The 26,281-nt window shown below is 73.8% G+C and carries 21 protein-coding genes and 1 pseudogene; 9 read left to right on the top strand and 13 right to left on the bottom strand.

Features of this window, described 5'->3' with window-relative positions:
* The first annotated feature begins 15 nt into the window (after positions 1 to 15).
* Positions 16 to 1,311, top strand: a complete 1,296-nt coding sequence (locus tag OG393_RS29595) for a glycoside hydrolase 5 family protein (RefSeq protein WP_327377748.1) — start codon at positions 16 to 18, stop codon at positions 1,309 to 1,311.
* A gap of 30 nt (positions 1,312 to 1,341) precedes the next feature.
* A complete protein-coding gene (locus OG393_RS29590; protein WP_327377747.1) occupies positions 1,342 to 4,422 on the top strand; it encodes an alpha-mannosidase in 3,081 nt (1,026 codons plus the stop codon).
* On the opposite strand, the gene OG393_RS29585 is transcribed toward OG393_RS29590, so the two are convergent.
* Both OG393_RS29585 and OG393_RS29580 read right to left on the bottom strand, forming a co-directional pair.
* Positions 4,385 to 5,743: an MFS transporter gene (locus OG393_RS29585; protein WP_327377746.1), complete on the bottom strand. Its 1,359-nt coding sequence runs from the start codon at positions 5,741 to 5,743 to the stop codon at positions 4,385 to 4,387. The two genes, OG393_RS29590 and OG393_RS29585, sit on opposite strands and share 38 nt — an antisense overlap.
* 115 nt (positions 5,744 to 5,858) lie before the next feature.
* Positions 5,859 to 6,218 carry an ArsR/SmtB family transcription factor gene (locus OG393_RS29580; protein ID WP_327377745.1) on the bottom strand — a complete coding sequence of 120 codons (360 nt, stop codon included), beginning with the start codon at positions 6,216 to 6,218 and terminating at the stop codon, positions 5,859 to 5,861.
* A 118-nt stretch (positions 6,219 to 6,336) separates the two neighbouring features.
* Between OG393_RS29580 and OG393_RS29575 the strand changes: the two genes are divergently transcribed.
* Positions 6,337 to 6,768, top strand: a complete 432-nt coding sequence (locus OG393_RS29575; RefSeq protein WP_327377744.1) for a PPOX class F420-dependent oxidoreductase — start codon at positions 6,337 to 6,339, stop codon at positions 6,766 to 6,768.
* A 32-nt stretch (positions 6,769 to 6,800) separates the two neighbouring features.
* Here OG393_RS29575 and OG393_RS29570 read toward each other — a convergent pair whose 3' ends face one another.
* Positions 6,801 to 7,382 carry a rhodanese-like domain-containing protein gene (locus OG393_RS29570; RefSeq protein WP_327377743.1) on the bottom strand — a complete coding sequence of 194 codons (582 nt, stop codon included), beginning with the start codon at positions 7,380 to 7,382 and terminating at the stop codon, positions 6,801 to 6,803.
* Between the two features lie 72 nt (positions 7,383 to 7,454).
* On the opposite strand from OG393_RS29570, the gene OG393_RS29565 reads away from it, so the two are divergent.
* A complete protein-coding gene (locus OG393_RS29565; protein WP_327377742.1) occupies positions 7,455 to 7,733 on the top strand; it encodes a metal-sensitive transcriptional regulator in 279 nt (92 codons plus the stop codon).
* Positions 7,734 to 7,807: 74 nt separating this feature from the next.
* Here the strand turns inward: OG393_RS29565 and OG393_RS29560 are convergent.
* A pseudogene (locus OG393_RS29560) lies at positions 7,808 to 8,607 on the bottom strand (MBL fold metallo-hydrolase).
* Positions 8,608 to 8,931: 324 nt separating this feature from the next.
* Between OG393_RS29560 and OG393_RS29555 the strand changes: the two are divergent.
* Together OG393_RS29555 and OG393_RS29550 are read left to right on the top strand one after the other, a co-directional pair.
* Entirely contained in the window at positions 8,932 to 9,714 is a 783-nt protein-coding gene (locus OG393_RS29555) for a beta-glucanase (protein WP_327377741.1), read from the top strand.
* 93 nt (positions 9,715 to 9,807) lie between these two features.
* Positions 9,808 to 10,851: a serine hydrolase domain-containing protein gene (locus tag OG393_RS29550; protein ID WP_327377740.1), complete on the top strand. Its 1,044-nt coding sequence runs from the start codon at positions 9,808 to 9,810 to the stop codon at positions 10,849 to 10,851.
* A 107-nt stretch (positions 10,852 to 10,958) separates the two neighbouring features.
* On the opposite strand, the gene OG393_RS29545 is transcribed toward OG393_RS29550, so the two are convergent.
* The gene (locus tag OG393_RS29545) at positions 10,959 to 11,909 is read right to left on the bottom strand and encodes an aldo/keto reductase (protein WP_327377739.1); all 951 of its coding nucleotides are present in this window, start codon (positions 11,907 to 11,909) and stop codon (positions 10,959 to 10,961) included.
* A 168-nt stretch (positions 11,910 to 12,077) separates the two neighbouring features.
* On the bottom strand, positions 12,078 to 14,180 hold the full coding sequence (locus OG393_RS29540) for a sigma-70 family RNA polymerase sigma factor (protein WP_327377738.1): 2,103 nt from the start codon (positions 14,178 to 14,180) through the stop codon (positions 12,078 to 12,080).
* Positions 14,181 to 14,681: 501 nt separating this feature from the next.
* Between OG393_RS29540 and OG393_RS29535 the strand changes: the two genes are divergently transcribed.
* Both OG393_RS29535 and OG393_RS29530 read left to right on the top strand, forming a co-directional pair.
* Positions 14,682 to 15,479 carry an N-formylglutamate amidohydrolase gene (locus tag OG393_RS29535; protein ID WP_327377737.1) on the top strand — a complete coding sequence of 266 codons (798 nt, stop codon included), beginning with the start codon at positions 14,682 to 14,684 and terminating at the stop codon, positions 15,477 to 15,479.
* 373 nt (positions 15,480 to 15,852) lie between these two features.
* Positions 15,853 to 16,542, top strand: a complete 690-nt coding sequence (locus OG393_RS29530) for a response regulator transcription factor (protein ID WP_327377736.1) — start codon at positions 15,853 to 15,855, stop codon at positions 16,540 to 16,542.
* A gap of 90 nt (positions 16,543 to 16,632) precedes the next feature.
* Here the strand turns inward: OG393_RS29530 and OG393_RS29525 are convergent, their stop codons facing one another.
* Positions 16,633 to 18,393: a sensor histidine kinase gene (locus OG393_RS29525; RefSeq protein ID WP_327377735.1), complete on the bottom strand. Its 1,761-nt coding sequence runs from the start codon at positions 18,391 to 18,393 to the stop codon at positions 16,633 to 16,635.
* A 350-nt stretch (positions 18,394 to 18,743) separates the two neighbouring features.
* Between OG393_RS29525 and OG393_RS29520 the strand changes: the two genes are divergently transcribed.
* A complete protein-coding gene (locus OG393_RS29520) occupies positions 18,744 to 19,748 on the top strand; it encodes an Acg family FMN-binding oxidoreductase (RefSeq protein ID WP_327377734.1) in 1,005 nt (334 codons plus the stop codon).
* Here OG393_RS29520 and OG393_RS29515 read toward each other — a convergent pair.
* The 6 genes from OG393_RS29515 to OG393_RS35555 all read right to left on the bottom strand — a co-directional run bounded on the left by OG393_RS29515 (position 19,682) and on the right by OG393_RS35555 (position 25,700).
* The gene (locus OG393_RS29515; RefSeq protein ID WP_327377733.1) at positions 19,682 to 22,159 is read right to left on the bottom strand and encodes a glycoside hydrolase family 65 protein; all 2,478 of its coding nucleotides are present in this window, start codon (positions 22,157 to 22,159) and stop codon (positions 19,682 to 19,684) included. The genes OG393_RS29520 and OG393_RS29515 overlap by 67 nt on opposite strands.
* The gene (locus OG393_RS29510; RefSeq protein WP_442817440.1) at positions 22,156 to 22,998 is read right to left on the bottom strand and encodes an HAD family hydrolase; all 843 of its coding nucleotides are present in this window, start codon (positions 22,996 to 22,998) and stop codon (positions 22,156 to 22,158) included. The genes OG393_RS29515 and OG393_RS29510 overlap by 4 nt, the downstream gene beginning before the upstream one ends.
* A gap of 97 nt (positions 22,999 to 23,095) precedes the next feature.
* The gene (locus tag OG393_RS29505; protein ID WP_327377731.1) at positions 23,096 to 23,605 is read right to left on the bottom strand and encodes a flavodoxin domain-containing protein; all 510 of its coding nucleotides are present in this window, start codon (positions 23,603 to 23,605) and stop codon (positions 23,096 to 23,098) included.
* A 79-nt stretch (positions 23,606 to 23,684) separates the two neighbouring features.
* Complete coding sequence (locus OG393_RS29500; protein WP_327377730.1) at positions 23,685 to 23,846, bottom strand: hypothetical protein; 162 nt, start codon at positions 23,844 to 23,846, stop codon at positions 23,685 to 23,687.
* A gap of 275 nt (positions 23,847 to 24,121) precedes the next feature.
* The gene (locus OG393_RS29495) at positions 24,122 to 25,084 is read right to left on the bottom strand and encodes a universal stress protein (RefSeq protein ID WP_327377729.1); all 963 of its coding nucleotides are present in this window, start codon (positions 25,082 to 25,084) and stop codon (positions 24,122 to 24,124) included.
* Positions 25,085 to 25,364: 280 nt separating this feature from the next.
* Positions 25,365 to 25,700: a hypothetical protein gene (locus OG393_RS35555; protein WP_442817439.1), complete on the bottom strand. Its 336-nt coding sequence runs from the start codon at positions 25,698 to 25,700 to the stop codon at positions 25,365 to 25,367.
* Positions 25,701 to 26,281: the final 581 nt, after the last annotated feature.

Raw genomic sequence — 26,281 nt, 5'->3', positions numbered from 1 at the left:
GGAAAGGACCCGAGCATGCCCACCTCCCCGCCGCCACCGGCCGAGCCCCCCTCGCGGGTCCCGCGGTTCGGAGTCAACTACACACCGAGCGAAGGCTGGTTCCATCACTGGCTCGACTTCGACCCGGACACCGTCCGGGCCGATCTCGACTCCGTCGCGGCCCTCGGACTCGACCACGTCCGGGTCTTCCCGCTCTGGCCGGTCTTCCAGCCGAACCGCTCCCTGATTCGGCCGCGCGCGGTCGAGCAGCTGGTACTCCTGGCGGACGCGGCGGGCGAACGCGGGCTCGACGTCGCCGTCGACGGACTCCAGGGCCATCTGTCCAGCTTCGACTTCCGGCCCTCCTGGACGGTGAGCTGGCACCGGCGGAACCTGTTCACCGACCCCGACGTCCTCGACAGCCAGGCCGCGTACCTGCGCACCCTCGCCTCGGCCCTCGCCGACCGGCCCAACTTCCTCGGCATGACACTCGGCAACGAGATCAACCAGTTCTCCGGCGACCCGCATCCGGACCCGGACCGCATCACACCCGCTCAGGCCGCGCACTGGCTACGCCGGATGCTGGAAGCCTGCGAGGAGGGCGCGCCGGGCCGGCTGCATCTGCACGCGGAGTACGACGCGGCCTGGTACCTGGACGACCATCCGTTCACCCCCGGGCACGCGGCGCGGCTGGGCGCGGCGACCGCCGTGCACTCCTGGGTGTTCAACGGCACCGCCCAGCGCTACGGCGCCGACGCCGTCGCCACCGGACAGCACGCCGCGTACCTGATCGAGCTGTCCAAGGCGTGGGCCGACGACCCGGCGCGGCAGGTGTGGCTCCAGGAGGTCGGGGCCCCGGCCCCGCACATCCCGCCGGAGCGGGCCGCCGGCTTCGCCCGTACGACGGTGGCGGCGGCGCTGGACTGCCCGGATCTGTGGGGGATCACCTGGTGGTGCTCCCACGACGTCGACCGCTCGCTCGCCGACTTCCCCGAACTGGAATACGGCCTGGGCCTGTTGACGAACGACCAGGCCGCCAAGCCGGCCGGTCGGGCGATCGCCGAGGTGGTGGCGGAGGTCCGCACGACCGGCCGTCCGGCCGCCCCGCGCACCACCGCCCTGGTGCTGGACCTGCCCGACGGGGCGGCCGGACGCTCCGTCTGCGCTCCCGGCGGAGCCTTCTTCGAGGCGTTCATGCGGCTCGCCGCGGCAGGAGTACGACCCTCGGTCGTACTGGCGGCGCGCGCCGCGGACCGCGAGCATCTGAACGCACGCGGCATCACCCGGACGGTCACGGCCGCAGAACTCGGCCCGGTCCGACGAAAGCCCTGACCCGCACACCCACGCGAGGGAGCGACTGCCATGCACGACGACCGCGGCCTGATCGAGTCCCGGCTGAGGCGGGTCCTCGACGAACGGATCCGCCCGGCGGTCCATCCGGCGTCGGTGCCCCTGGAAGCCGGCATCTGGACTGCGCCCGGCGAGCCGGTACCGGTGGCCGAGGGCCTCGCCGCGCCGCGGACCCCGATCGCCGTCGGCGATGCCTGGGGGGCTCCCTGGGGCACGAGCTGGCTCACCGTGTCAGGCCGGGTCCCCGACGCATGGGCGGGGCGGACCGTGGAGGCGCTGATCGACCTCGGATTCGACGCGAACATGCCCGGCTTCCAGTGCGAGGGGCTGGTCTACCGGGGTGACGGCACTCCTGTGAAGGGCCTCCACCCGCGCAACCAGTGGGTGCGGATCGGTTCGCCGGCGGCCGGCGGCGAGGAGGTGCTGCTGCACGTCGAGGCCGCCTCCAATCCGGTGATCCTGGACTACCACCCCTTCCTGCCGACGGACCTCGGCGACCGGTCGACGGCCGGGACGAGGCCCCGGTACCGCCTGGAACGGACGGATCTGGCGGTCTTCGACGAGACGGTGTGGCAGCTCGTGATGGATCTGGAGGTCCTCGGCGACCTGATGGCGGAGCTGCCGCCGGACGGCGCCCGCCGCTGGGATCTGCTGCGGGCGGTCGAGGGGGCACTGGACGCTCTCGACCTGCAGGACGTGAACGGGACGGCGGCCGTGGCACGAGAGCGGCTCGCCGGGGTGCTCGCCTCCCCCGCCGAGCCCTCGGCACACCGGATCAGCGCGGTCGGCCACGCGCACATCGACTCGGCCTGGCTGTGGCCGCTGCGCGAGACGGTCCGCAAGGTGGCGCGGACCACCGCCAACATGACGGCCCTCCTGGAGGACCATCCGGAGTTCGTCTACACCATGTCGCAGGCACAGCAGTACGCGTGGATCAAGGAACACCGGCCGGAGGTGTACGCGCGGGTGAAGAAGGCGGTCGCGCAGGGCCGTTTCGTCCCGGCCGGCGGCATGTGGGTCGAGTCGGACACCAACATGCCGTCCTCGGAGGCGATGGCCCGTCAGTTCGTGCACGGGAAGCGCTTCTTCCTGGAGGAGTTCGGGATCGAGAGCGAGGAGGCTTGGCTGCCGGACACCTTCGGTTTCGCCGCCGGACTGCCGCAGATCATCCGGGCGGCGGGCTGCCGGTGGCTGTTGACGCAGAAGATCTCGTGGAGCCAGGTCAACACCTTCCCTCACCACACCTTCTGGTGGGAGGGCATCGACGGCACACGGATCTTCACCCACTTCCCACCGGTCGACACCTACAACTGCTCCATGCAGGGCCGGGAGATCGCCCACGCGGCGCGCAATTTCAAGGAGAAGGGGCGGGCCCGGCATTCGCTCGCGCCGACCGGCTGGGGCGACGGGGGCGGCGGGACCACCCGCGAGATGGTCGCGAAGGCCGCACGGCTGCGCGATCTGGAGGGGTCGGCGCGGGTCGTCTGGGAGAGGCCGGCCGCGTTCTTCGACCGAGCCGAGGCCGAGTACCCGGACGCGCCGGTGTGGGTGGGCGAGCTGTACCTGGAGCTGCACCGGGCGACGCTGACCAGCCAGGCCCGGACGAAGCAGGGCAACCGGGCGAGCGAGAACCTGCTGCGCGAGGCCGAACTGTGGGCGGCCACCGCGGCCGTCCGGACGGGCTCGCCCTATCCGTACGAGGCACTGGACCGCCTCTGGAAGACGGTGCTGCTCCACCAGTTCCACGACATCCTGCCCGGGTCGTCGATCGCCTGGGTGCACCGCGAGGCGGAGCGGACCTACGCGGATGTCGCCGGGGAGCTCACCGGGATCGTCGAGCGGGCGCAGCGGGCACTGGCCGGGGACGCCACGGCGGGGCGGGACGTGGTCTTCAACGCCGCACCGCACGCGCGCGCCGGCGTTCCCGCGGGCGGCGCCCTGGCGGTGTCGGAGGCTCTGGACGACCACAGGACGAGCGGGGAGTCCGGGGGCTGCTCGGTGACGGAGCGGCCCGACGGGGGGCGTGTCCTGTCCAACGGGCTGCTTCGCGTGTCGGTGGACGAACGGGGGCTGGTCGTGTCGGTGGTCGACCTCGCCGCCGGACGCGAGACGATCGCCCCGGGCGCGGCGGCCAACCTGCTCCAGATCCACCCCGACTTCCCGAACATGTGGGACGCCTGGGACGTCGACCGGTTCTACCGCAACACGGTCACCGACCTCACGGAGGCCGAGGAGGTGGTCGTCGTCGCCGATTCCCCTCGGTCGGCCGCGGTGCGCGTGATCCGTTCCTTCGGCGCCTCCCGCGTGGCGCAGACCCTGACGCTCGACGCGGGCGCGAAGCGGCTCGACCTGGACATCGAGGTGGACTGGCGCGAGACGGAGAAGTTCCTCAAGGTGGCCTTCCCGCTCGACCTCCATACCGACCGCTACGCCGCGGAGACCCAGTTCGGCCACCTGTACCGTCCGACCCACACCAACACCAGCTGGGAGGCGGCGAAGTTCGAGGCGTGCAACCACCGCTTCGTCCATCTGGAGGAGCCCGGCTGGGGGGTGGCGCTGGTCACCGCGTCGACGTACGGCCACGACGTGACCCGTGCGGTACGGCCCGGCGACCGCGGCACCACGACGACGGTGCGGATGTCGCTGCTGCGTGCGCCCCGCTTCCCCGACCCGCACACCGACCAGGGCGTGCACCGGTTCCGGCACGCGCTGGTGCCGGGAGCGTCGGTGGGCGACGCCGTGCGCGAGGGGTACCGGATCGGCCTGCCGGAGCGCCGGGTTCCCGGGGACGCCGACGTCGAGCCGCTGGTGGCGGTGGATGACGAAGGCGTCGTGGTGAGCGCCGTGAAACTGGCCGACGACCGCGGCGGCGACCTGGTCGTGCGGTTGTACGAGTCCCGGGGCGCGCGCGCCGACGTGCGGCTGACCACCGGAGTCGACCCGGTCGGGGCGCAGCTCTGCGATCTCCTGGAACGGCCTCTGGCGGACCCCCCGGCCGGCACGGTGCGGGTGACCGACGGGGGGCTGCGGCTTCGGCTGCGGCCGTTCGAGCTGGTCACGCTCCGCTTCGCTGGTCCCGGGAGGGCGCGGTGACCCCGCGCGGGTGGAGGTCGTCCCGGCGGTAGGCGTGCGCGTGGCCGCCGTGCGCGCCGGCCAGGTGCGGGTGGTCCGGCGCGAGGCCGGGATGGAGGTGGTGCGGTCCGTCCGGGTCCGTGCGCGGCCACAGGCGCACCGCGGCGGCGGACGCGGCGAGGGCGACGGCGGTCAGCACGGCTGCGGAAACCCGTGGACCGGCGGTGGCGGCGAGGGCGCCCGCGAGCGGGTAGGTGAGCAGCCAGCAGGTGTGCGAGAGGGAGAATCGCGCGGCGAAGGCGGCCGGCAGGCCGGGGCCCGCCGCCGAGCGGCGCACCAGCCGTCCGGCGGGTGTGAGGATCGCCGATCCGGCCGCGCCGATGAGGAACCAGGTGGTAAGCAGTGCGGGCCAGGAAGACGCGGCGGCGGCCGACAGCCCGAGGGCGGCGGTGGCCGCGAAGGCCGCGGGCAGCATCAGGGGCCGCTCGCCGTAGCGTTCCAGCAGGGGCGGCAGGAGGAGGGCGGCGGCCATCGATCCGGCTCCGTAGGTTCCGAGGGCGATCGGGACGTCTCCGGCGGAGCGGCCGAGGGTGTCACGGACCAGTGCGACGGTGTCGACGAGGACGACCGCGCCGCCGGCGGCGACGACGAGATCGAGGGCGAGGAGTGCGCGCAGCCGCGGGGTGACGAGGAAGAGCCGGGTGCCGGAGAACGTCCGGCACGGGCCGCCGCCGGGGCGCGCCCCGTCCGGTGTGGCGCCACCGGGCGCCGGCGGTGCCGGCAGCGGGACCGAGACGACCAGCGCGCCCGAGGCGAGGAAGCCGGCCGCGGTGCCGGCGAAGAGTCTTTCGTAGGGGACGAAGGCCAGGAGCCCGGCGGCGAGTACCGGGCTGAACAGGCTCTCCAGGTCGTAGGCGAGCCGGGACAGCGACAGGGCCCGGGTGTAGTCGCCCTCGTCGGGAAGTACCTCGGGCAGGGTGGCCTGGTAGACCGGCGTGAACACGGCCGAGGCGGCCTGGAGCAGGAGGATGAGGGCGTAGACCTGCCAGACCTGGGTGACGAAGGGCAGGAGCAGGGCGATCGCGGCGCGGGTCAGGTCCATGGAGATCAGCAGGGCGCGGCGCGGCACCCGCCGGGCGAGCGCGCCGGCGAGCGGCGAGATCGTGACGTACGCGACCATCTTGAGGGCCAGCGCGGTGCCGAGGACCGCGGAGGCGCGCGTTCCGGCCAGGTCGTAGGCGAGGAGGCCGAGCGCGACGGTGGCGAGGCCGGTTCCGGTCAGCGCGACGGCCTGGGCCGCGAAGAGGTGCCGGTAGGTTCGGTGGCGTAGCACGGACAGCATGGAGACCGCCCTCGTCGGGCAACACGGTGGCCTTCACCGTAGCCGACGCGTGCATGCGTGCGCACATGTTGATGCCATGGGGTCGGGGCAGGGCCGGACGTCCGCGCACGGAGCGTCAGTCGTGCCAGGGCTCTCCGCTCACCTGGTGGTCGGCGTGGCTGATCGCCTCGACGACGAGGCGCCGCATATGACCGTCGGGAAGCGTGTAGACGACGCGCCGGCCGTCCTTGCGGTGCCGGACGAGTCCGGCGAGACGCAGTTTCGCCAGATGCTGGCTGACGGCCGGCCGGGCGGCACCGCACGCCTCGGCGAGCGCCGTCACGTCCGACTCCCCGCGCGTGAGCAGCCAGACCAGATGCAGCCGGGTGGGATCGGCGAGGAGCGCGAACACCCCCGCCGCCGCGGTGAGCTCGCGGCTGCCCGGGGTGCTCTGGTGCGCACCACCCGCTCCTGGGGGTCCCTCGCGTTCGGCCATGGGGCCATCGTAGGCAGCCGGCACGGGCGGGCGGACGGACGGCGGCGCGCGGACACCCCCGGGCAGGAGATCGCGCGGAATCGGAATAGGGCGTGGGCGGCACCGGGTTGGGGCGGACATGACCGACACAGGGTTCGACCCGCACGCACTGCTCGCCCGGAGCCGTCTCGGCGTCCTCGCGACGATCAAGTCCGACGGACGCCCCCAGCTCTCCCCCGTGCTGCCGGCCTACGACCGTGACGCCGGGGTGATCCGGGTGTCGACGACCGCGGGCACCGCCAAGATCGCCAATCTCCGCCGCGACCCGCGTGCCGCCCTGGAGGTGACCGACACGGACGGCCGGTCATGGGCCACCGCCGAGGGCACGGTGACGCTCGTCGGACCGGGGAGCGATCCGCGGGGCCCCGAGGTGCAGGCCCTGGTGGACTACTACCGCGAGGCGGCCGGGGAGCACCCGGACTGGGACGAGTACCACGCGGTCATGGTCTCCGACCGCCGGGTGCTGCTCACACTGTCCGTGGACCGCGTCTACGGCGCGAGCCTGCGCTGACCCTCCGGGGCCGACGTCGGATCGGCGAGAGGTCAGGCGGTCAGCCCCTCCAGGGTCTCCCGGAAGGTGACCGCGCCCCGGGGCGCCCGGTTGTGCGGCAGCCGGCCCAGCAGGGCGGCCATGCCGCAGGTGCCGGTCACGGCGGAGAACACCAGGCCGGCCGCCACCAGGCCCGAGAGCCAGTGGGCGGGCGGCCACGCCAGTCCGGCGAGGAAGCCGAGGAGGACGAGCGTCCCGGCGGCGAGACGGACCTGGCGGTCCATGGGCCAGGCCGCCCGCACCCCGGCCGGCCGCTCGACCGGGTGACCGGCCGCCACCCACGCGGCGGTGCCTCCGTCGAGGCTCGCCGCCTGGACACCGAGGGCCGCCAGCCGGCCGCAGCCCCGACTCGAACGGGCACCGGAGGCGCATACGATCAGCAGCGGCTGGCGCTCGGCGGCGGCGCGCAGGGCGGCGGCGGCCTCCTCGATCCGGTCGAGCGGGATGTTGCGGGCGCCGGGCACGTGACCCGCCGCGTACTCGCCGGGCGTGCGGACGTCGATGACGACGTACTCGCCGAACCGGTTCGTGGCCTGGGAGGTCGTCAGAGTGGTCGCGGTGGTCGGGCTGGTCACGAACAGGGCCTTTCGATTGATGGTTCACCCCCACGGTAGGATACCCATAGGGGTATGGAAGCAGGAGGAAGCGTGCAACTCGACATGTCGGCCGACGAGCTGAAGTCGGCGCTCAACAGGCTCAGGCGGGCGCAGGGCCAGCTCGCGGGCGTCATCCGGATGGTCGAGGAGGGCCGGGACTGCGAGGACGTGGTCACCCAGCTCGCCGCGGTCTCCCGCGCCCTCGACCGGGCCGGCTTCTCGATCATCGCGACCGGGCTCCAGCAGTGCATGAACGGCGACGATCCGGAGATGCGGGACTCCGCCCAGATGCGGGCCCGGCTGGAGAAGCTCTTCCTCTCGCTGGCCTGACCGCACTGGGAGCAGGGCCGTGACGCCCATGGCCACGGCGACCGCCAGCAGCACGCTGCCGAAGACCCGCCGGATCACCGGGTGACGAGCACGAGGCCGACCTCGGCCGCGGCGCCGAACCCGTCGTCGACGGCCACCACGTCACGTCCGGCGGCGGCGAGCACGGAGGCGGCGATGGCGGCACGCATGCCGCCCGCGCAGTGCACCCATACGGTGCCCTCCGGCACGTCCTCCAGGTGCCGGTGGATCCGGTGGACGGGAAGGTGCACGCTCCCCTCGATCCACCCGCCCGCACGCTCGCCGTCACGGCGGAGAGCAGAAGCTGCCGAACCCGTGCGTGGGCAGGACCCGCACCTGGTCGTCCAGCTCGGCCGCCAGCCGGTTCGCCGAGGCGTACTGGGCGCGGGCCAGGTCCTCGGCCAGCCACGGTTCCACCAGGCGGGGACGGCCGACGCCGCCGATGAGAGCGATCCGCCGGTGAAGGCCGCCACCGGACGGCCGGCCTCCTCCAGGACGTACGTGGTGTGGTGCGGGGTGTGACCGGGGGTGGCCACGGCACGCAGGGCGAGTCCGTCGTCGACGGGCTCCAGGTCGCCGTCGGCCACCGACACCCGGGCGTAGGCCACATCGGCCGCGGCGGGCACCAGGTAGCGCGCCCCGGTCAGCCGGGCGAGCTCCAGGCCACCGGTCACGTGTAGTCGTTGTGGACATGGGTCTCGGCGACGGCCGTGATCCGCACGCCGCGCCGGGCCGCCTCAGCGATCACACGGTCGATGTCGCGGGGCGGGTCCACGACCACCGCACCGCGGGCGCCTCCCGCGAGGTAACTCCGGTTGCCGAGCCCCTCGGTGTCCAGGCTGTCGACAAAGAACACGTCACTCTCCTTCGAAAGGATGACCCCTTGGGGCACCTGACTCCACCGTGACAGCAATACCCTTGGGGGGTATCCACACGAGTGGGTGACTCCCCTCGCGAGCAGGGCCCACCCCCCTCGGGCCGTCTGCGGCGACCGGGCCCGGCGCCCGCGTCCGGACCACCCCCGCGGCGACGGAACGCGGTCCGCACGGCCGCTCCTCTCGTACGACGACTACTCCTGTGTGACGACAACTCGACACATGGTGAACGATTCAGCATGAGTGGCGCGTCCCTGGGCAGAACGCCTCCGGATGACCCATACCCCCCACGGAGGAGTTCGCCCATGTTCTCGGATCTGATCGACCGGCTGCGGCGACGGCACCGCGGGCAGGGGCGCGACACCGTTCCCGCCCCGCCGCGGGCACCGGACCCGTCGCCGTCCCCGCCGCCGCCCCGCGCGCCCTCGGCTCCGTCCTCCGCGACGCCGGTGTTCGTCGCGGACTTCGGCTCCGCCACCCAGTGGGTCGCGGGCCGCTCCTGGGCCTATCCCGGCGGCGGGCCCACCAACCCCGGCGACAACAAGCTGGACTACCTGGTGGAGGACCCGGCGTACAGCCGCTCGGGGGTCTTCCGGGCGACCCGGCGGCCCGACGGGAAGTGGGACGCGGGCCTCCTGACGACGGAGGGCAGCGCCGAGGGCTTCCAGGTCCGCGCGGGCGACGTGCTGGAGGCGCGGGTGAGACTCCCCAGGGAGATGGGAGCCTGGCCGGCGATCTGGACCTGGCTGGACGGCGGCCAGGAGATCGACGTCTTCGAGTACCACCCGGACAACCCCGACCTCCTGGAGCTGTCCAACCATGTACGGGGAGGACACCGCTACTACCGCCACCCCTCGATCCGGCCGGGGGAATGGGTGGACCTGCGCACCGAGTTCGGCGCCCGGTCGGTGGTGTGGAGCGTCAACGGCGTCCGCGCCCACGCCGACCGGCGCGGAGTGGGCCGCGACTGGCGCGCCCACCTCATCGTCAACCTCTCGGTCTGCGCGGGGCGGTACCACCCGGCGCCGGACCGGAACGTGTCGGAGATGTCCTGCACGGTATCCGGCCTGATGGTGTTCAGACCCTGACGGACGAGGCATCCTTCGGGCTCGGTCCGGGCATACCGACGGAGCCCGGCACCTTCGGGGCCACCGACCGCCCGACCGCACCCGGGGGATGCCATGGGACACCACACCGACCGGATCCAGTCGCTGGTCCGCGACGCCGTGCGGGCACGGGTGTGCCCGGGAGCCGTCTGGTCCGTCGGCGACGCCGAGGGCGTCCTGGCGGACGGCGCGGCCGGTGTGCTCGACCCCGCCTGCCCGGACGAGCCGATGCGGAGCGACACCCTCTTCGATCTGGCCAGTCTCACGAAGATCCTCGCCGTCTGGTCCGTCGCCGGGATACTCGCCCGGTCCGGCCGTCTGGAACTCCATCGTCCGCTGGGCACGTTCTGGCCCGAGGCGGCGGGCCGACCGCTCGGCGCGGTCACCGCGCACCACCTCATGACGCACACCGCGGGCCTGCCCCTGCGCGCGAATCTCCGCCACCACTACGGCGGCGACCCGGCCGCCGTCCGGGCGGGCGTACTGGCCGAGCCGCTGCGCCACCCGCCGGGGCGGGCCGTCGCCTACACGGACCGGGCCGCGCTCGTCCTCGGGTACCTCGCCGAGCACCTCACCGGCCGGACGCTCGCCGACCTCGCGGCGTCCCGGGTCTGGACCCCCCTCGGCATGTCCGAGACCCGGTACGGCCCGCTGACGGCCGACGCCGCCGCCCGCTGCGCGCCCACCGAGTTCGACGACGGAGCCGGCGCGCACCTGAAGGGGACGGTGCACGACTTCTCGACCCGGCTGCTCGGCGGCGCCTGCGGCATAGCCGGCGTCTTCGCCCCCGCCGGCGATCTCGCCCGCTTCCTCCGCCACGCGCTCGCCCCCGGACCGGCCGCTTTCGACGGCCCGTGGGTCGCGGAGTCGCTTCGGATACGGACCGGCCGGCTCGCCCCGGCCCGTGGCCTCCTCTGGCACCCCGACCCCGATCCCGTCCCTGGTGGCGGTGGCCGGCCGGACGTCTGGGCGCATTTCGGCTTCACCGGCACGGCGATGTGGGTCTCCCCCGCCCGGCGCCGGTGGGCCGTCCTCCTCACCAACAAGCTCTACTTCACCCGCGAAAGCCGGCCGGTGGCGGCACTGCGGGACCGCTTCCGCTCGTACGCCTTCTCCTGAGCGGGTCTCGCGCACCCCGGCCGCCGAATCAGGTCCCCGGGCGGGCGGGGTCGCGGTCCCCAGGAGGGAGGGCGGGCGCTCCCCCTGCCCGAGGCGTCACGCGGTCGCTACGGAAGCGCCGCTCCGCGCGCCGTCACCCACAGCCGGTACCACTCCTCGTGGCCGAGGTCCGGTTCGCGGAGCGCCGCGTCCCGGCAGGCACGGATGCGCGCGGGGTTCGACGAGCCGATCACGGGGACGATGCGGGCCGGGTGACGGCGCAGCCACCACAGCACCACCGCTTCCGGCGTCGTACCCCTCGCCTCCGCGAGCCTCCGCACCAGCACGGCGGTGGCGCGCTCGTCCGGGCTCTCCTCCCGTCCGGTGTAGCGGCCCTGCGCGAGCGGCCCCCACGCCTGGAGGGAGATCCCGTGCGCCAGGCAGTGTTCCACGGTTCCGGAGGGAAAGCCGTTGGCGGCAGACTCCGGGGTGTTGACGAGAACGCCGTCCTCCAACCAGGCGCGCCGGTGCAGGCTCATCTCCAACTGGTCGACCACCAGGGGCAGGTCGAGGTGGGCCTGGATCCGGGCGATCTGCGCGGCGTTCATGTTGGACACGCCGAAGCGGCGTACCAGGCCCTGACGGTGGAGTGAGGTCAGGGCCTCGCCGATCTCGGCCGGGTCGGCGAGCGGGTCGGGCCGGTGCAGGAGCAGGACGTCCAGCACGTCGGTACGCAGACGGGCCAGGCTCTCCTCGACCTTGCGGACGAGGGTGGCGCCGCGCAGGTCGTAACGGCCGGGCCGGTCCCCGTCGGCGAGCCGGATGCCGCATTTGGTCTGGAGGGTGATCCGTTCCCGGAGTCCGGCCGACCGGGCCAGGACCTCGCCGAAGACGGCCTCGGACTTCCCGTGCCGGTAGATGTCGGCATGGTCGAACGCGGTGATGCCACTGTCCAGGGCCGCCTCGACGGCGCCCTCCGCGGCATCGACGTCGGCGGCCGTGTAGGGGCTCGGGTCCCAGGTTCCGCCCAGCCCCATGCAACCGAGGACGAGGCGGTCGGGGTTCTCACTCGTGGTCACGGTCCCACCCTGACACAGGGGCGGAGGCGGCGGAGTGCCCGGTCACGCCCGGCCGCCGGGAAAGGGCGACGGACGCGGCCAGGACCACGGCGCCACGGACGTCGCGGCCGGGGCGCGGTGGCACGGGGCCGTGGCGCACCGGTCCGGCCGGCCGCGGCGCGTTCTCCGTCAGCGAGCGCCGAAGACCTGCGTCCAGTAGGGGCCGCCCTCGTCGTGGATGCCGACCCCGATCTCCTTGAAGGCGCAGTTGAGGATGTTGGCGCGGTGGCCCGGGCTGTTCATCCACGCCTCCATCACCTGCTCCGGGGTCCGCTGGCCCTTGGCGATGTTCTCGCCGTACGTCGACCAGGGATAGCCGGCGGCCGTGACCCGGTCGCCCGGACTCTTGCCGTCGGGATTGGTGTGATCGAAGAAGCCACGCGCGGCCATGTCGTCGGAGTGCCCCTGAGCCGCCCTGGTCAGCTGCGAGTTCGCCGTCAGGGGAGCGCAGCCGGCCTTGGCTCGCTCGGCGTTGACCAGGCTGATGACCTGGTCGGCGGTCGAGTCCGAGCCGGACCCGGGCTTCGTTCCGGTGCCCGTGCCGGTCCCCGTGGTGGTCGCCTTCGGCTTCGGCGCGGGCGACGAGGTGCGGGGCGCGGCGGTCTTCTTCGGCGTGGCTTTCGCCGTGCGGCTGGGGGTGGCGGACGGGCTCGCGGTGGCGCTCGCCGACGCGGACGCGGACGCGGACGCGGACGCCGAGGCGGAAGGAGTCTCCAGCATGGTGGTGGGTTGCTGTGCGAGGGGCAGGTCGGGGCCGGGCGCGGCGGCGCGGTTCGCGTCCAGCGTGTCGCCGTCCCCGTCGGGTCCCCCGCTCAGGTAGAACGACCCGCCGGTGACGGCCACGACCGCCATGCCGGCGGCGACGACGGCCCTGCGCCGGCCGCGTCGCCGCTCCTGTTCCCGACGCCGGCGGGCACCTCGGGAGCCACGACCGCCCGCTCCCGCCGGGGCACTCCGGTGCCCGTACGACGCTCCGGGCTCCTGGGCGACGCTCTCCTCGCCCGTGGTCCACGGCTCGGTCGGCTCGGAGGGGCCCGCGGCCTCGTAGGGCTCCGCCGTCTCGTACGGGGCGCGGAGCGCGCTCACGTCGTAGGGGGCGGTCGCCGCGTGGGCCGGGCCGCTCTGGTACGGCGCGGCCTCGTACGGCGTCTGCGCGGGAGCTCCGTGGAGGGGGTCGGACTCGTGCGACAGCGTGGTCCCGTAGGCGCCGTTCGTCTCGTACGGGCTCGGCGTCCCGTACCCGCCGGAGGTGTCGTACCCGCCGGAGGTGTCGTACCCGCCCGGCGTCCCGTAGGAGCCGGATGCCTCGTAGGTACCGGATGCCTCGTACGGCGCACCGTAGGGCTCGGTGGCCCCGTAGGGACCGGGCGTCCCGTATCCGGTGCCGTGGTGCTGTGCCGGGAACGCGGTGGTCGCGGCGGACGCCGCTGCGAGTCCGGAGCCCGCGGCGTCCCGGACGGTGGCGAGCAACAGCGCCGCCGGGGGGACGAGGAGCAGTCCGGCCAGCAGCCCCTCGGCGGGGACGAGGTTGCTCCACAGGCCCCGGCAGTGCGCGCAGCCGCGGGCGTGGCGGGCTATTCGCTTGCGCCAGAGGGCCGAGGGCCGGCCGTCCCAGGTGCCGAGCTCGGACCCCAGGGCGGGGCACAGCGGGTTCTCCGCGAGGGCCCGCACGACGACCCGGGCGGTGTCGAGCTGTGTCTTCATCCGCTGCACACGGACCGCGGTGTGCTGCGTGGAGAGTTCGAGGGCTGCCGCCAGCTCGTAGCGGGTCAGCTCGCCCGCGCACTCCAGCCACCACAGCGACAGCAGGGCGCTGTCGTCCGGCTCCAGCCAGCGGGTCGCCTCGGCGGTCTCCCGCCGCTGCCCGGACAGGTGCAGCCGGACGACGGCGAGTTCCACGAAGTCGGCCCCGGGGTGAGGGACGTCACGGGCGTCGTCGAGGGCGCCGGCGGGAAGGCCGGTGCGCCGCTTGTGCCAGTGACCGCGTATCCCGTTCATGGTGATGGCGACGAGCCAGGACCGGAAACTGTCCGGTGCGCGCAGGCCCCCCAGGCCGTCGAGCGCCCGCAACATCGTCTCCTGCACGACGTCGTCGACGTCCTGGTGACCGTTGAGGGCTCGTCCGACGATGTTGTAGACGAGGGGCAGATAGGCGGCGATGAGCTGGTCCTGAGCCCACGGGTCGCCGCTCTGTGCCGCCCTTACGAGATCCGTCCCGTGCTGTGTTCCCATGCCCTGATTCACTCTGCCTGTCCCGCCTGTTGTCGATGCCCGGCATCTGGGAGACCGCAGGGCGTCTCCCGGATAACAGGAAACGCCGAAGATTCCGCGGCACTTCTCCGGCGCGGGCTCGAAGGATCCCGACCGAGCGGCCGAGACGATACCCGCCCGAAGCCACGGAGCCTATGCCACAGGCAAACGGTCCGGGTTAGTCCGTTATCGGGACTTCGGGGCGATCCGCGTCATTCGAGAAGCGCATGAAACACCGCGAACCACCCGTGTTTGACTCATCCTCCGTGCGGATACACCGTCCGCCCCGCCGACGCGGTCCCTTCCCCGCTGCGGGTACACGGGAGGCGGGCCCGGGGCGAGGCGGGCCGGTTCCCCGCCCGCCTGACCGACGGCGCGGGAGATCATGAGGCTTCCCGGGCGCCACGTGGGGTGCGCCGCTCCCCGTGCGCGCACCCGTCGATGCGGAGCCCACCTCGCCGCGGGCACACAGCAGGGACGCAGATGACGGACACCACCCCTTCCTTCCGGCTCCACCCGGGCTCCGCCGAGTCGCCCGTGATCCTCCACGTTCCGCACTCCTCGCGTGCCGTACCCGAGGAGGTGCGGGCCGGGATCGTGCTCGACGACCCGGCTCTCGCGACGGAACTGGACCACATCACCGACTCCCACACGGCGGAGATCGCCGACCGGGCGTCCCGGGCCGCGCGTCTCACGCCGTGGCGGTTCGTCAACCGGCTGTCCCGCCTGGTGGTCGACCCCGAGCGTTTCCCGGACGAGCGCGAGGAGATGCTCGCGCGCGGCATGGGGGCGGTGTACACGCGCACCACACACCGCGCGGCGCTCCGGCCGGCCGGTTTCGACGGGCGGCCGCTGATCGAGCGGTACTTCCATCCCTACGCGGCGGCGATGGCGGTCGCGGTGGCGGAGCGGCTCGACGCCGTGGGGCGCGCCGTGATCATCGATGTGCACTCGTATCCGACGAGGACGCTGCCGTACGAGCTCCACGGCGACGGGCCGCGCCCGCCGGTCTGCCTGGGGACGGACCCGTTCCACACGCCCGCCGCGCTGCTCGGCGCGGCCCGCGGGGCGTTCGCGGACGTCGGCGGAATCGGGCTGGACAGCCCGTTCGCGGGAACGTACGTGCCGTTGCGGTACTACGGGACGGCCACGAACGTCACCGCGCTCATGGTGGAACTCCGCCGTGACCTCTACATGGAGGAGCCGGGCGGCCCCCCGGGTCCGGGGCTCGACACGCTGGCCACCGCGCTGGCCCGGCTCGTGGACGGGGTGACCGGCTGAGAGCCTGCCGGGTGGCCTCTGACCGGGCGGTCACGCCCTGGCACGCACGCTGCCGGTGTTGCCCCGGTGGCTCCCCTACGGTGACCTCGCCGCGCCCTGGAATCGCACGCACCAGGCCGCGTCCGCCTGCCGGCCGAAGGCCACCCGACAGGCTCTGAGCACGGTCCGCGCGTCCGTCACCGGACGTCGTGGGCCGATGCCCTGGGTCACCAGCGGATGACCCGGTGCCGCGAAGGAACACCGTGCGTCGCCCCGAGTGGCGGCGTGCGGGACACACCCCCCGAAGGAAGCCGTCCGACGGTGCGTTCGCGCGGGTCCTGAGACACTGGTCGGGGATACCGGTCATCTCCGGAACGCGACCACAGGGGCCTCCATGTCCGACGAACCGGGCTTCTCCGCCGCCGCACACGTGCGGGTCTTCCTCCTGGACGATCACGAGGTCGTCCGCCGGGGCCTGTGCGACCTTCTCGACGCCGAGGAGGACCTGACGGTGGTCGGCGAGGCGGCCACGGCCGAGCAGGCGCTCGCCCGGGGGCCCGCCCTGGAGCCGGACGTGGCGATCCTCGACGTGCGGCTCCCCGATGGCGACGGCATCTCGGTGTGCCGGGAACTGCGGTCACGGATGCCGGGGCTGGCCTGCCTGATGCTCACCTCCTTCGACGACGAGGAGGCCCTTCTCGACGCGATCATGGCCGGGGCGGCGGGTTACGTGCTCAAGCAGATCAAGGGGTCGGACCTGGTGGCGGCGGTCCGTACGGTGGCGACCGGACAGTCGATGCTCGACCCCGCCACCACGGCCCGGCTGATGAGCTCCCTGCGGGAGCCGGAGCCCGCGAGTCCGCCGGAGGACGCACTCCTCGCAGCCCTCACGCAGCGGGAACACGACGTGCTGGACCTCATCGGAGAGGGCATGACCAACCGCCAGATCGCCCACCGCCTCTACCTGTCGGAGAAGACGGTCAAGAACCACATCTCGCGGCTGCTCGCCAAACTCGGGGTCGAACGACGGGTACAGGCGGCGGTCATCGCCGCCCAGGCGCACGAGCACGACGACGCGGGCTGAGCCCCCGCGGCGCCAACGTGACGGCCTCTCCTCTCCTCCCGCGCTCCGAGACCGCCGGACCGCCGGTGCTCCGCACGCCCCGGCTCTCGGTCAGGGTGCCCGCGGCCCGGCCTCCTCTGTCGTGTCGTCCCCCAGTGGGACGCACCATCGCAGGACGGTGCCCCGGCCGTCCGGTTCGTTCGGCGAGAGGGTCAGGGTCCCGCCCAGGCGCTCGGCACGCTCGGCGAGGTTCCGCAGCCCGCTTCGTCTCCCGCCGCCCGCCGGAAGGCCGACCCCGTCGTCGCTCAACATCACGGTGAGGGCGCCGTCGGAGACGACGACCGCCACGTCCGCCCTGCGGGCACGGGCGTGCCGGGCGATGTTCGTCAGGCCCTCGCCGATCACCGCGAGGGCCGCGTCCGCCGCCTGGGGCGGTACGTCCGTGTCGAGCAGCCCCTGCATGCGCAGGGCGGGGGCGAATCCCAGGGCGGCGTTGGCCGCGTCGACGGCCCGGACGACGCGTGCCCGCAGCTTGCGGGGCCGCCCCTCCGCCTCGTCCCCGCGCAGGCCGAAGATGGCCGATCGAATGATCTTGATGGTGGTGTCGAGGTCGTCGACGGCGCGTCCGATGCGGTCGACGACCTCCGGGTGGTCCACGAAACGCTGGGCGCTCTGCAGGGTCATTCCCGTGGCGAAGAGCCGCTGGATGGCCAGGTCGTGCAGGTCACGGGCGATGCGGTCCCGGTCCTCCAGCAGCACGATCTGTTCGGCGTCACGCCGCCGGCCGGCCAGTTCGAGCGCGAGCGCGACCTGCCCGGCGAAACCGGGGAGGCCCGCGAGCTCGACCGGCGAGAAGGGCGGCCTGCCCCGCGTACGGGCCAGCATCAGCACACCGCTGAGCCGCTCCCGGGTGCCGACGGTGACGGCCACGGCCGGGCCGAAGCCCTCCCAGCTGCCCGGTTCCCTCGTGACCCGCTCGTCGTGCTCGATGTCGTGTACGACGACCGGACCGTCCGAGGCCAGCGCCGCCGCGGCGAGGGCGGCGCCGCTGCTCTCCAGGACGATGTCGCGATGGGCGTCCGCGCCCTGCCCCGACGCGAGCGAGCCGCGCAGTTCCCCTCCGCGGCCGACACGGTAGAAGACGCCGGTGTCGGCGCCGGTGATGTCCAAAGCCTGCGCCAGCATCCCTTCGAGGACCGGTTCCTGTTCCGATCCGGACAGGAGCGCGCTGGTGAAGGACGTGCTCGCGGCGAGCCACCGTTCACGCAGCCGGGACTCGGCGAACAGCCGCGCGTTCTCCACGGCGACTCCGGCCGCCACCGCCAGAGTGAGGACGACCGCCTCGTCCTCCTGGTCGAAACGCGCACCGCCGCGCTTCTCCGTGAGATAGAGGTTGCCGAAAACCTCGTTCCCGACCCTGATGGGCACCCCGAGGAAGCTGCGCATCGGCGGATGGTGGGGCGGGAAGCCGTACGAGGCGGGGTGGTCGGACAGGTCCGCGAGACGCAGGGGCTCGGGGTGCCGGATCAGCTCGCCCAGCAGCCCGTGGCCCGAGGGCAGTGATCCGATCCGGGCACGGAGTTCGTCGCTGATGCCGACGGGAAGGAACGCGGCCAGCTTCCGATCGTCGCCGATCACGCCCAAGGCTCCGTACCGCGCGTCGACGAGGGTCACGGCGGCCTCGACGATTCCGTGCAGGACGTCGGGCAGGTCGAGTTTGCCGCCGAGCGACATGACGGCCGTCAGCAGCCCGTTCAGCCGGTCGCGGGTGGCCCGCACCTCCCCGAGCCGGTCCTGGAGTTCGTCGAGGAGCTCGTCCAGCCTCAGTCGGGGTGTGTCCGTCACCGCGCCGTCCTCGGCCTCCTGTTCCATGGACTCCTCCGCCAGGTTCGGCAAGGGAGCGCGCGCACCGCCTCCCGGTCCCACCGTACGGCCGGACCCCCGTGGCTTCCCCCGGAGCCGCGCCCACACGGGGAGCTCCCGGCCGGGACCGGGGGCACCGGCCGGCACTCCGCGGCGCCGAACCCGACGTGGGCCGGGCGGCCGTCCGGCGGGGAGTCCTGGCGCGGCCCAGGTCGTTCCTCGGGCGCAGGGCCGTTCGGCCCTCGCCCGGCGGCCCGGACCGGCGGACGATGGAGTCAGGACGATCCCGGGCCACCGGGCCACCTGACCACGTCGGTGCCGCCGGCAGCGGAGTGGTCCCGCACAGACAGGACGATCCCGTGGGCACCACCGATCTCGGCCCGGACACCGTGACCTCGCTGGTCGAGGACGCCGTCACGGCGCCCTCCATGCACAACGCGCAGCCGTGGCGTTTCGTCCACCGGCCGGGCGGTGACGTGATCCGGCTGTACGGCGACCCCGGGCGGGCGATGCCCGAGTCCGATCCCGGCCACCGTGCCCTGCACCTCGGGTGCGGCGCGGCGCTGTTCAACCTTCGTGTGGCCGCGGCCTGGCGGCACTGGGACGCCACGATCCGGCTGCTCCCCGATCCCGGCGACCCCTGGGAGCTGGCGGAGATCCGGCTGCACCGCGGCCCCGGCCCGCAGGCGGACCCCGACCCCGATCTGCACGCGTTGCACACGGCGCTGCGGCGACGGCACAGCAGCCGGTTCCCGTACTCCGACGAGCCGGTACCCGGCCCCGTCCTCGACGGACTGAGTGCCGCGGCGCTCCTGGAGGGCTGCAGGCTGGTCGTCCCCGGACCGTGGCACACCGACACGGTGCTCTCGCTGGTGCGCGACTCCGCGCTCTTCGAGGCCGCGGACTCCGCGATCCGGCGCGAGATCGCCGCGTGGACCCGTACCGGCTCGCCGGGCGAGGGGCCGGTCACCGAGGGCATCCCCGCGTACGCCTTCGGTCCCCGGCAGTTCGGCGTGAGCGCGCCGGTGCGCGACTTCGACGCGCTGCACCGGGTCGCCGACCGGGAGGCCGCGGTGTTCGAGAAGCGGCCCCAGATCGTCCTGCTCGGGACGGAGGGGGACGGTCCGGCCGACTGGCTGCGGGCCGGCCAGGCGATGCAGCGGGTACTGCTCCGGGCCACGCTCGACGGACTCGCCACCTCCCTGATCTCGCAGCCCCTGGAATGGACCGAGCTGCGCGACGAGGCCGGCGACCCCGTCAGGGTGACCGGCAGGGTCCAGATGATCGTCCGGATCGGCTACGGTCCGGCCGGGCCCGCCACGCCCCGCAGGCCGGTGTCCGAAGTGCTGCGGTTCGTGGAGTGACCGCGGCTTCGGCCGGGTGAGAGCAGGAACCAGCGTTCCTCGCCGGCCGCCACGGTGACGCGGCGCTCCCCGGGCAGGATGACGACGAGCGGCCCCCGCTGCGAGCCCGGCACCGAGATCCCGAGGCGGCCGGGCCGCATCCGCACCCGGATGCCCGCGATCCCGCGGAAGCACAGCGTGTAGGACAACCAGGGGATCTCGGGCAGCGCGACGGGGTCCACCCGCAGGCCCTCTCCGTCCGGGTCGAGTCCGGTGAGACCGCGCTCCACGAGGTCGAGCGTGCCGGCCATGGCACCGAGGTGGATCCCCTCACCGGTCGTGCCGCCCTGGATGTCGTTGACGTCCGCGCGCAGGGCCTCCTCGCAGTACCGCCAGGCGGCCGGACCCTGTTGCCGGGTGAGCACCCATCCGTGGACCAGGCTGCTCAGCGTCGAACCGTGAGAGGTCCGGTCGAGGTAGTAGTCGACGGTCGCCCGCCACACGTCGTCGTCGAGGTGGTGCCCGAGCCGCGCGAACAGCTCCCGGAGCCGGGCGGGTCGGAAGAGATAACCCAGCATGAGCACGTCGGCCTGCTTCGACGCCTGGTAGCGGTTGACGGTGTCGCCCTCCGCCTCCAGGATGCGGTCGAGCCTGCGGATGTCGGGGTAGCGGCGCCGGTAGGATTTCCAGTCCAGTTCGGCGAGCCGCCCGTATCCCTCGAACTGGCTGATCACGCCCTGATGGAACGGCACGTAGATGCGGCGGCTGATGTCCTGCCAGCGGTCCAGGACACCGTCGTCGAGCCGCAGGCGCTCGGCCAGTTCGGCACGACGCTCGGCGGGCAGTTCACCGAGCAGTTCGAGTCCCCGGGCCAGCACCCAGGCCGCCGTGACGTTGGTGTAGGCGTTGTCGTCGATGCCGGGCTCGGTCGCGTCCGGATAGCCGTCGTGGTACTCGTCCGGCCCGACGACACCGCGGACGCGATACCGCTCGTGGTCCGCGTCGAAGGCCGCCACGCTCGCCCAGTACCGGGCGACCTCCAGCAGGATCTCGGCACCCGGGCCGTGCAGGAAGCCCGTGTCGCCGCTCGCGCGGCCGTAGCGCCAGACGTTCAGGGCGACGGCCGAGCCGACGTGCCGCTGGAGCCGCGAACGGTCGGGCAGCCAGCGTCCGGAGTACGGGTTGAGGTGCAGGGACTGGGTCTCCTCACGCCCCGAACTGCCGCTCTGCCAGGGGTACATGGCTCCCTCGGCGCCGGCCAGGGCCGCCGCCTCACGAGCCGCGGGGAGCCTGCGGTACCGGTACAGGAGAAGAGCCCGCGCCACCTCCGGGAAGTGGAGGGTGACATGAGGAAGGACGAACAGCTCGTCCCAGAAGACGTGGCCTCGGTACGCCTCCCCGTGCAAGCCGCGGGCGGGCACCCCGACATCGAGCTCGGCGGTGTGCGGGGACAGGGTCTGGAGGAGGTGGAAGTGGTGCAGGCGCAGGATTCGTCCGGCCTCGCCGGGGATCTCGGACTCCGCCTGTGCCCAGAGCCGCCGCCAGGCCGTGCGGTGGGAGACCAGCAGGCCGGGGAAGGACGGCGCACGGGTGAGCTCCTCGACGGCCGCCGCGAGCGGGGCGGCGGCGGGACGGTCCAGTGACGTGGCCAGGGCGGCCGTCTTGGTGACGATCACCGGACGCCGGCCGGAGAACGGCAGGCGGAAGGTCTGCACCGTGCCGGTAGGCGTGACCGCCTCGCGGGCGGGAACGCCGGGCCGGGTGACGGACCGTACGGCGAGGCCGAAGGCGATCCCCGACGAACGTGTGCGGAACCCGAGCCGGGCGATGCCGTCGCCCTCGCATCCGGGCTGATGTCCCGTCAGATGACGGCCGTCGAGGTCACGGTAGCGCTCCACACCGGCGTTGGTGACGTCCCCGTCGACGCGGGATTCGACCTCGACGGCGCCGCTCCATCCGTAGGCCCGGAACACGGTCTGCTGCGCCGCCAGGCGCGGACTGCCCATGTGCACGATCCGGGTGTGGGTGACGCCGAGACCGCGGCCGTCCGGTCGCCGGTAGAGCAGGCGCCGGGTGAGCACCCCCGTGCGCAGGTCGAGGACGAGACGATGGCGGAACAGCCCCGGGTCGTCCGGGGTGAGCCAGGCGCCGGGCGGGCCGTCGTCCGGCAGGCAGCGGTAGCGCAGCCGGGTCCAGTCGGGCAGGTTGACCAGGTCCTCGTTGTCGACCGGGTGTCCGGCCACGGACGAGGTGAGCCGGTCGTAGCAGCCGGCGGCGTAGGTACCCGGATAGTGCACCGCGTCGGCCGCGGTCTCGGGTGCGGAGCCCCGGGTGGCGAAACGTCCGTTGCCCAGGGTGCAGAGCGACTCGGTCAGGCGTTCCCTCGCGGGTTCGTAGGCGGCGTACTCCCAGGTCCACGAGGTGTCGCTCATGCCGCACCGCCACCCCGGCCGTCTTGCTCCTCGCTCCGGCCGCCACTCGCGCCCCGACGGCCCGAGCCCACCGCGTCGCACGCTCCCAGCCGCCGGGCCAGGTCGGTGAGGTCACGGACGACGACCCCTGCCCCGTGGTGGCGCAACGCGGCGGCGGTGCCCGGCGCCGCCCGGCGGTCCACCCCGACGACGAGGGCGAATCCGCCCCGGCGGCCCGCCTTCACGCCCGCGACCGCGTCCTCCACGAGCGCCGAGTCGCCGGGGACGACACCCAGACGGTGCGCGGCGGCCAGGAACAGCGCGGGGTCGGGCTTGCCGGGGAGCGCGAGACGGGCGGCCTGCTCGCCGTCCAGGACCGTGTCGAACCACCGCACGAGTCCGGCCGAGGCGAGCAGCGAGCGCGCGTGCCGGGATGCCGATACGGCGGCGAGACGCAGGCCGGCCCGGCGCAGCGCGCGCAGCGCGGGGACGGTGTCGGCGAAGACGGGGACCTCGGCGTCGCGCAGCGCCGTCACCAGAGCCCGGTCCTTGGCCGCCGCGACCGCCCAGACGGTGGCGCAGCCGGGCGGGTCGCCGGGCGTTCCGGCCGGCAGGTCGACGCCTCGGGCTCGCAGGAAGGCCCGTGCACCGTCGAAACGGGACTTCCCGTCGACCAGTGCCCGGTACTCGCCCTCGGCGTCGAACGCCGGCTGCGGAGGGCCCGGCAGCGGCGAGGCCAGGCAGGCGTCGAACGCCTTCTTCCAGGCTGCGGCGTGCGACACGGCCGTGTCGAGCAGGACGCCGTCCGTGTCGAAGAGCACCGCCCGCACCGCGGGAAGCTTGTGCGGTTCCATGCGCATCACCACCGGTCCGTCCAGGGTGGCGCACATGCGGGGCGGCGCAACCCGGGGACCGGCCCCGGGGCCGGCCACCCGGCCCCGGGCCGCGGCAGACACGCTAGGCCGTGGTCGGTGAGCTGAGTTCGGCGCCGATGTGGTGGGCCCAGCTCCGGATACGCTCCGGGTCGCGGAAGTCCCCGCCTTTGCCCCCGTGGACCATGGACCTCGCGATCACGCCCGGAGTGTCGGCGGTGACGGCGCCTCCGAAGGTGACGTGCTCGCGTGCGCCGAGGCGCTTCATCCGGCGTGCGACGCCGGGCGGCGGCGCGATGTCGCGCTCCTCGGCCGACCGGTCCACCGGTCCGCTGCTGAACATCCACAACGGCACGTTCCTGAGCTGCTCCGCGTTGCGGCGGGCGCAGCGCCGGGCCTTCCCGTTCCATCGGCCGGCGTACACCGCGCCGCCGAGCACCACACCGTCGTAGCCGCTCACATCGGTGACGTCGGCGGCCGACAGGACGACCGCGTCGAGGCCGTCCGCGCGCAGGGTCCTGCCGATCTCGTCGGCGATGCCGGCCGTGGCGCCGTGCTTGCTGCCGTAGGCGACCAGTACGCGTTTGGGGTTCATGGCGATGCTCCTTCGTACGAGTGCGTGGTCTTTCACGGGCGTTCTCGCTCGTCCCACCGGTGCCAGGCCCCGGTCCGGCTCACGGCTCCGGCCGGTCCGCGCCGCTCGTGCCCTCGATCCGCTTCACCGGGAGGGTAGTGACGGTGATCAGGCCGCCGTCCACCGTGATCCCGATGTCATGGCCGGGGTCCGTTCCCGGCGGTTCCGCGCGCAGTACGTCAGTACCGTCGTCTCCGGTCACCTCGATCGGGAGTGGGCCGCGGTGGCGGGGCGCCGGCCGGGGAGCCCGGGTATCTCGCTGCCGAACCACGTGCCGAAGTCGGGTACGAAGCCGCGCCGACGCGCTGCGCCGCCGGCCAGGACGGGTCCTCCTCTCCTGGTGGTGCCGTCTGCCCTCACCTTCTCCCCCGGCGGCCTCCGGCCCCGAGTGCCGAAGGGGCCCGGGCGCGGGGCCGGGTGGGCCGCGGCGGGTGGGCCGGACGGCCCCAGGTGCGCCTGGGGCCGGGATCGGGCCGGTCACGCGGACCGGGCGAGCGGGCGCGTGCGGTGGCCGACCGCCGCCGGGAGGTCGGACAGGTCGGGACTGATGCCGGCGGGAACGACGATCACGGGAGAGTCGGCGCGCCGCAGGAGCCCGTGCGCCGTGGAGCCGAGCCGCATGCCGTCGTACCCGCCGCGTCCACGACGCCCCACGACGACCGCGAGCGCGTCACGCGAGGCCAGGGTGAGTTCCTCGACGGGATGGCCCCGCGCCACCTCCTCCACGACGTCCACGTCCGGGTGGAACCCGGCCCACTCCGCCACCGAATCGGCGAGCAGATCCTCCCGCGCGGCGAGTGCGTGGGCGACGTTCTCGTGCACGAGGCCCGACCGGGGCCAGACCCACAGGGCCCGCAGCCGGGCTCCGCGCAGGGCAGCCTGCGCGAAGGCGAAGCCGACGGCGGCACGGCCCGCCTCGCTGCCGTCCACGCCGACGACGACGCAGGGAGGAGGACCGGTGGTGCGCTCGGGGGCCCGGACCACGACGACGGGGCAGTCGGCGCGCGCCCCGGCCGGTACGGCCACAGAGCTCTCGCCGAACATCTCGGCGGGCCGGCCGAACGCGCGGGATCCGACGACCAGGAGATCCGTGCGCGCCGCCCGGGAGAGCAGGACGGCGGCCGGAGTCCCTTCCGCGAGTTCCGTCGTGGTGGGCGGACCGCCGTGGTCCGGGGTCCGGTGGGGTGTGTGACGCGGCGCGCGGTGGAGTGCGTGGACCACGTCCTCGGCGTTCGCGAGCGCCATCTCGGCTCGCGTCCGCAGCGCGTTCCGGTGGGCGGCCTCGGGGTAGCCCAGCGGATCGTGCGCCGCCGGGACCGCGACGACCAGGCGTAGCCGACGCCCGCGGCGCAGGGCCTCGTCGGCCGCCCACAACAGGGCGGGGACGGACTGCGCGCGCGGGTCGACGCCCAGGACGACCTCTCCCGATCCGTCGTTCATGGCGCACCTCCCGGATGTCGGCCCACCCCCTGGACGCGGGGCGTCACCTCCACGTTCCCATCGCACCGGGTGGCGGGGACATGGGCCGTTCGGCCCCTCCGCGGCTCTGACGGCCCTGCCGGCCCCGCCCGGGCGCGGTGGTAAGGGCGGGGTGTCGGAGCGCTCGGGCACGGGAGCGCTCCGTCCTGTACTCGGAGCCGGGTATCGGCGTCGCCTTCGGCGTTCCCGGCGTTCCCGGCGTTCCCGGCGTTCCCGGCGGGGCGGTGCCGCGGCACGAGGATCACGGGCAGGCCGCCTGGTGGAGGACGCGATGGGCGGTGCACCCGAGTTCCAGGCCGATGAGGCCGCCGCGTCGTCGGGCCCCGACGACGCGGAAGGTCCGCTTCGGCCGAGCGTTCGACCAGGAGCCGCCGAGCGGGGACTTCGGCCATGGTCCGGCGTACGGACATCCGGGGAGCGGAGCCGGGCCCTCTCCCGTGCGGTGGCGACGATGTTCTCGGCGAGGACCCTGTCCCGGGGGAGGCTCCCCGCCAGGGGCGACGACCCCCTCGTAACGCTCCCACGGCGAGGCGTGGACCAGCCGTAACGGCAGACCGCGCCGTACGGCCTCGTCCACGGCCCAGTCCACCGCCGTGAGGCTGCTCTCGGAACCGTCGACTCCTACGACGAGGGCCGACTCCACGGCCTCCACCGTCTTCCAAGGCCGCGCACGGCTCCCGATCGGGCCCCGACCGCTGTCGTCGGGATCGAGGAGAGGGCGGACAGCGGAGAGTGGTGGGGGCAGTGTGAGGAAGGACCCATCCGCTTCTCGCGGATCCTGATCGCACGGTGCACGGCTCGTAGCCGCTCCTCCGCGTCCTCTTCACCGGGCCCTTCCTCCTCTTCAGGGAAGCACTCCTGCCCGCTCGGCGCGAGTGCGGCGCCTGGCCGCGAGCCGACACTCCCGTGCCGCGGCCACGGCGTCGTCGGGGTGCCGTGCCCTTCGCACCTCCTGGGCTGCGGGCCCAGCAAGAACTCCCCCTACGCCGTCGGCGTCCGGCCCGCACACGACGCGGGGCCCGGACGACGGTGCCGTACGGTGCGCCGGCCGCCCCACCCGGTGAACGCTACGGGCCCCGACCGTGGGCGGACCGGGGCGCCGGACACCAGGACGCGGTCGCGTCGGACCGGGTCAGGTCGGGTCGGGTCGGGTCGGGT

The organism is Streptomyces sp. NBC_01216, assembly GCF_035994945.1.
In the GTDB taxonomy this organism is placed as follows: Bacteria; Actinomycetota; Actinomycetes; order Streptomycetales; family Streptomycetaceae; genus Streptomyces.
Note: the sequence above shows the minus strand (reverse complement) of the source record. Positions and strands in the feature narration are given on the sequence as shown.

What these genes read in the sequence shown, in the direction of transcription:
- OG393_RS29595 (WP_327377748.1), top strand. Translation starts at nt 16, where the DNA reads ATGCCCACCTCCCCGCCGCCACCGGCCGAGCCCCCCTCGCGGGTCCCG.
- OG393_RS29590 (WP_327377747.1), top strand. Translation starts at nt 1,342, where the DNA reads ATGCACGACGACCGCGGCCTGATCGAGTCCCGGCTGAGGCGGGTCCTC.
- OG393_RS29585 (WP_327377746.1), bottom strand. Translation starts at nt 5,743, where the DNA reads ATGCTGTCCGTGCTACGCCACCGAACCTACCGGCACCTCTTCGCGGCC.
- OG393_RS29580 (WP_327377745.1), bottom strand. Translation starts at nt 6,218, where the DNA reads ATGGCCGAACGCGAGGGACCCCCAGGAGCGGGTGGTGCGCACCAGAGC.
- OG393_RS29575 (WP_327377744.1), top strand. Translation starts at nt 6,337, where the DNA reads ATGACCGACACAGGGTTCGACCCGCACGCACTGCTCGCCCGGAGCCGT.
- OG393_RS29555 (WP_327377741.1), top strand. Translation starts at nt 8,932, where the DNA reads ATGTTCTCGGATCTGATCGACCGGCTGCGGCGACGGCACCGCGGGCAG.
- OG393_RS29550 (WP_327377740.1), top strand. Translation starts at nt 9,808, where the DNA reads ATGGGACACCACACCGACCGGATCCAGTCGCTGGTCCGCGACGCCGTG.
- OG393_RS29540 (WP_327377738.1), bottom strand. Translation starts at nt 14,180, where the DNA reads ATGGGAACACAGCACGGGACGGATCTCGTAAGGGCGGCACAGAGCGGC.
- OG393_RS29535 (WP_327377737.1), top strand. Translation starts at nt 14,682, where the DNA reads ATGACGGACACCACCCCTTCCTTCCGGCTCCACCCGGGCTCCGCCGAG.
- OG393_RS29530 (WP_327377736.1), top strand. Translation starts at nt 15,853, where the DNA reads ATGTCCGACGAACCGGGCTTCTCCGCCGCCGCACACGTGCGGGTCTTC.
- OG393_RS29525 (WP_327377735.1), bottom strand. Translation starts at nt 18,393, where the DNA reads ATGGAACAGGAGGCCGAGGACGGCGCGGTGACGGACACACCCCGACTG.
- OG393_RS29515 (WP_327377733.1), bottom strand. Translation starts at nt 22,159, where the DNA reads ATGAGCGACACCTCGTGGACCTGGGAGTACGCCGCCTACGAACCCGCG.
- OG393_RS29510 (WP_442817440.1), bottom strand. Translation starts at nt 22,998, where the DNA reads ATGCGCATGGAACCGCACAAGCTTCCCGCGGTGCGGGCGGTGCTCTTC.
- OG393_RS29505 (WP_327377731.1), bottom strand. Translation starts at nt 23,605, where the DNA reads ATGAACCCCAAACGCGTACTGGTCGCCTACGGCAGCAAGCACGGCGCC.
- OG393_RS29495 (WP_327377729.1), bottom strand. Translation starts at nt 25,084, where the DNA reads ATGAACGACGGATCGGGAGAGGTCGTCCTGGGCGTCGACCCGCGCGCG.